This is a genomic window from Streptomyces sp. NPDC037301 (genome assembly GCF_055602785.1).
Window position 1 is genome coordinate 1 of record NZ_JBVJWD010000098.1, and the last position, 5,152, is coordinate 5,152.

Here is a 5,152-nt window from a genome sequence, read left to right on the forward strand (position 1 = left end):
CAGTTGCACTCGCGTCACGCAAGAACATCTACCGGTCCAGGCCCCGCCGCGAGGGCGAATCCCACAGATTGATCACGACTCGATACGCGCCCTAGAAGCCTAGCGGGAGCGGTGTGCCGACGTGTTGGCTTCGGCAAGCCATCACCCTGTCGAGGGGACGTCGAGGAGCGAGGTGTCGAGCGTGAGCACATGAGTGTAGTCAGCGAGCGTGGAGAAGATCCTCTCGTAGCCTGCCAGCAGAGTTGAGACCTCTTCCAGGCCGACCGCCTCTCCATCCCGTGACAGAAGCCGCTGGTGGATTATGGCAGGTGGCGCGGTCAGGTGAACGAGCACGCCGGATCTCGCGATAACGCTCTCGGCCACGTCGATCGCCTGGGTCCAGTTGATCCGGGAGCGCCCCCGGTGAAGCGGGCCGTAGACCAGTTCGCTGATGAAGCACCGATCGAAGAGGATCCTCCCGTCCCGGGCGAGGATGGCCCTGTAGCGGCTCGACAGGTCGAGATGGTCGGGAGTCCTCGGGGAGTGCACTACGACGCCGTGGTGCGACGACAGACGCTCACCGAGTGTGCTCTTACCGACTCCGTCACTACCTTCCAGGACCACGGTCTCGTACTCGCCGGCGATCTCTTCGAGGTTCATGCGGCCAGCCACGACAGGATGGATTCGCCGTTGTCGAGGTGGGAGTGAACGTCGTGCACAGCTGGAGGGCCGCCGCCATCCACACGCCACTGGCCAGAGCCGCACCCGTGTTCGTCTGGACCACGTCGCGTGCCTGGAAACCTTGGAACCGCGACCGGCCCGCAGCCGGAGAGGCAGTGCTCCGAGGTTGGCCACGCGCACCACTCGCTCTTTCATCGGCTGATCCCAGGTGAAGTCGATGTCCGCTTTCTACGACGCGGAGTACTCGGCCGACGGCAGCGGCTCCCGCTCACTCAGCCTTTTCCAACCTCACGCTGAAGCGTGATAAAGGAGGAGGACTGCCTGGACCATCGTGGTGATGCGGTGCCATCCGCCAGAGTGGGCACGACCAGGGCCGCTGCCCGCACTTTCGATCCTCGCCCGCATCCCCGCGCCCCTTGACCAGGCGGCGCCACCACAGCCGCCCAGGGCCCGTTCCGGATTTCTGGAATGGGCCCCGCAGGCAGCCGCACGGTGCCGCCCGCAACACGCCTTGCAAGAATGCCTCCTGCACGCACATTTCGATCAGGGGTGGGTTCGTTGGTCTGGTGGGCGGAAAGGTTCCTCTGGGACGGAGAGCGTCCTGAGTGGACATGGGTCCCATTGAAGTCCGTGGGGCCCATACGGTTCGGTCAGAGCAGGGAGGAAGTCTCAGCCGCTCTGGGCGAGCCGATCACGGCATGGGACGCCAAGAAGTACGCGCGTTGGTATCCCTTCGACGGGGTTGGCATCGACACCTACTACGACCAGGAGACCCAGACCCTGGCTGCAGTAGCTGTCGACGCCTGCCGGGGCCCACAGGTCAGCCTCGACGGCACTCCTCTGGTTGGCCGGCTGCCCTCGGAACTCGAACCCTGGCTCGAGGAGACCGCGTCAACACTTGAGGATCCGACTCTGCCCGAGTACGTCGATGGCCTGCGCTTCGGGCCCCGCGGGGAGCCGTATCTCCTCAGTCTGGGACTGGTCCTGCGCTGCCAGCAGAACGGTGACCACGCCCTCTGTCGCCCAGTGTTCCTTGCGCCTCAGTGGGCCATGCGAGGCCAGGAATGGATCGAGGACTTGATCCCCGACACGGAGTGGCTGACGTATTGAGCGATGCCCAACCTCATGTGCGTGGTGAAGGACGAGGACGGCCTTCACCACGTCGGTGATTCGGTTGGTGCTGCAGCGGAGCTTGCGTAGGAGGCGCCATCCCTTGAGGGTGGCCATGGCCTGCTCGCCGAGACAGCGGATCTTCGCGTGGGAGGTGTTGTGGCGACGCTTCCACATCTTGAGGCGCCGGCCGCGAAACGGAACTCGGACGGGTCCGCCGGCGCCTTGATACGCCTTGTCCGCCCAACACCGGAGTCCTGCTTCGGTAGGGGCTTCGATGATCCCGTGCTGTCGCGCGGCGGTCAGGTCGTGAGCCGATCCGGGCAGAGCCGGCGAGGCCCAGAGCAGCCGTCCGAACGGGTCGGTGAGGATCTGCACGTTCATGCCGTGGCGCTTGTGTTCCCCGGAGTAGTAGGGAGTGTCAGCGGCGATGCGGTCGATCGGCAGCAGGGTGCCGTCGAGGATGACGAACGCCTTCTCCTGCATCGTCTGCATTGCCTCGGCCAGGGACGGGGCGAGGACGGCCAGGGCATCGACGGCTTCACGTATGTAGCGGTAGACAGTCGCGATTCCGATGCCGAACCCGGCGGCCAGCTGGGCGTAGGTGTCACCGCACCGCAGGTGGGCCAGGGCGAGCAGTGCTTGTCGCGAGGCGGGAAGGCGTCGCCACCGCGTCCCGATGTCCTGCCATCTGGCCGTCAGTCGTCCGGTCAGGAACCGCAAGGTGCGGCTGGACAGATCAATCGAGGATGGGTAAACAAGCACGCGAAGCTCCTGGCAGACACGGGTGATCTTGGTCGAGAACCCGTCTACCAGGAGCTTCGTCGTTGTGCAGGACCGTCCAACGCGTGGTCACCACCGCCAGATTGGAAAAGGCTCCGTGGTGGGAGGGCGGGAATTGAGAGGCTTTTCAGGCCGCTGGCTGGTCCGCAACGGCCTCGTCGTGACTGCCGTCACACTGCCGAACACTTCGGTGCGAACGGGTCGGAGAGAAATGGTTGGCACGACGTGAACTGCTTGTCCTGAACAGGCGCGGCCGTGCCCTGCCGAACCCCGCCCGCAGGAAGACCCGGGGAGTGGAAATCTGGACGCCAACTCGCCCGGAGAGGAAGAGGAGTTGGCGTCGCAGGGGTTGCCGGGAAAGAGTCCAAGGTCACGTTGACAGCAACGATCCGAAACTCTACGCTCGCATTCGAGCAACGGAAAGATCAAGTCACTCTGAGCAAATTACGCCGCTTTGAGAGATTTCGTCAGCGGCACCCAATGCGGACTGAGCCGACTTTCCCTACCCCCATTACTCCAGCCACTTACGGAAATGTGGTCGCATGAAGGGCATAGTTCTGGCCGGAGGCACCGGCACCCGGTTACACCCATTGACGCAGGCTGTCTCGAAGCAAATGCTTCCGGTATACAACAAGCCGTTGATCTACTACCCGCTCTCGGTGCTGATGCTGGGAAAGATCCGGGACATCCTGATTATTTCCTCGCCCCAGTACATAGGCTCGTTCCGGGAACTCCTGGGAGACGGCAGCCAGCTCGGAATCAATATCGAGTACGCCGAGCAGGCGGAGCCGAACGGCATTGCCGAGGCGTTTCTCATCGGAGCCGATTTCATCGGCGACAATCCGGTGACGCTCGTACTGGGCGACAACATCTACCACGGCCCCGGATTCGGCAGACTGCTCCAGGCGGAGATGCAGAATCTCGACGGCTGTGTGCTGTTCGGCTATTCGGTCGGCGACCCCGAGCGCTACGGCATCGGCGAGGTGGATGCCAACGGGCAGTTGATCTCCCTGCAGGAGAAGCCGGTCGCACCCAAGTCCGACCTGGCCATCACGGGTCTGTATGTGTACGACAACGACGTGGTGGACGTGGCCAAGAACGTACGTCCCTCGCCGCGCGGCGAGTTGGAGATCACCGATGTGAACCGCGTCTACCTGGAGCAGGGCAGGGCCAGGATGGTCAACCTCGGGCGTGGATTCGCCTGGCTGGACACCGGTACCCACGACTCGCTGCTCCAGGCCTCGCAGTTCGTCCAGACGCTGGAACAGCGCCAGGGGGTACGGATCGCGTGCCTGGAGGAAATCTCCTTCCGCATGGGCTTCATCGACGCCGCGGCGTGTTACGAACTCGGCAGTCAGCTGGCAAAGACGGACTACGGGAAGTACCTGATGGAGATTTCCCACCACAACTGATTTCTCACCCACCCCCTACTGATCCCATACTGATCACATACTGAGAGGTGGCCCGTGCGCATACTTGTCACCGGGGGTGCCGGGTTCATCGGCTCGCACTTCGTCCGGCAGGCCGTGCAGAACAATTACCCGGAGCTGGCCGGAGCCGAGGTGACGGTGGTCGACAAACTAACCTACGCAGGAAGAAGAGAAAACCTCGCACCGGTGTCCGCGAGCCCCGGCCTGCGCTTCGTCGAGGGCGACATCTGCGACACGCAACTGATGTCGGAAGTGATGCGGGGCATGGATCTCGTCGTGCACTTCGCCGCCGAGTCCCATGTCGACCGTTCCATATCCGGGCCGGGGAATTCGTACGGACCAATGTGCTGGGGACGCAGGCACTGCTGACCGCCGCGTTGGACACCGGGGTCGGCAAATTCGTCCATGTGTCGACCGACGAGGTGTACGGCTCCCTGGACGCCGACGGAAAGCCGTGGACGGAAGAGGAGCCCCTCGCCCCCAATTCCCCCTATGCCGCGTCGAAAGCGTCCGCCGATCTCATGGTGCTCGCCTTTCACCGCACCCACGGGCTGCCGGTGTGCCTCACGCGGGGATCCAACACCTACGGCCCGCACCAGTACCCGGAAAAGATTGTTCCGCTGTTCGTTTCCCGTCTGCTGGCCGGCCAGAAAGTGCCGCTCTACGGCGACGGCGAGAACATTCGTGACTGGCTGCATGTCGACGACCACTGCCGGGGCATTGCACTGGTGGCCGCGGGCGGAAAGTCCGGGGAAATCTACAACGTCGGCGGCGGAACGGAACTGACCAATCGCGCGCTGACCGAGCGGTTGCTCGAACTGCTCGGCACGGACGGCTCGATGGTGGAACGGGTGGCCGACCGCAAGGGTCACGACCGGCGGTACGTGATGGACATCTCCAAGATCTCGGACACCCTGGGCTACCGGCCTGCGGTGGAGTTCGACGAGGGCCTCGCGGCGACGGTCGACTGGTACCGTCGGCACCACGGCCTCTGGCAGGTCGCCGCATAGTCTCGCCCCGCTTCCACGAAGAGGGGGGGGGGGGGGGGGGGGGGGGGGGGGGGGGGGGGGGGGGGGGGGGTGTTTGCTTTTCTCCTTCTCTCTTTCCCCTCTTTGCGTTGCCCCGCACCCCAACCCACCCCCCCCCCCACACACAGCTGTGCCCCCCTA

2 protein-coding genes and 2 pseudogenes are annotated in these 5,152 nt (G+C 64.2%); 2 read left to right on the forward strand and 2 right to left on the reverse strand.

The annotated features are described in order from the left end of the window. Positions 1-141: 141 nt before the first annotated feature. Complete coding sequence (locus ACZ7IB_RS47255) at positions 142-639, reverse strand: DEAD/DEAH box helicase family protein (RefSeq protein WP_470921417.1); 498 nt, start codon at positions 637-639, stop codon at positions 142-144. A gap of 1,149 nt (positions 640-1,788) precedes the next feature. Beyond that, positions 1,789-2,535: pseudogene (locus ACZ7IB_RS47260) on the reverse strand (transposase family protein); the annotation flags it as partial. 560 nt (positions 2,536-3,095) lie between these two features. Between ACZ7IB_RS47260 and rfbA the strand changes: the two are divergent. Further along, on the forward strand, positions 3,096-3,965 hold the full coding sequence (gene rfbA, locus ACZ7IB_RS47265; protein ID WP_470921418.1) for a glucose-1-phosphate thymidylyltransferase RfbA: 870 nt from the start codon (positions 3,096-3,098) through the stop codon (positions 3,963-3,965). Between the two features lie 54 nt (positions 3,966-4,019). Continuing rightward, positions 4,020-4,993, forward strand: a pseudogene (gene rfbB / locus ACZ7IB_RS47270) (dTDP-glucose 4,6-dehydratase). Positions 4,994-5,152: the final 159 nt, after the last annotated feature.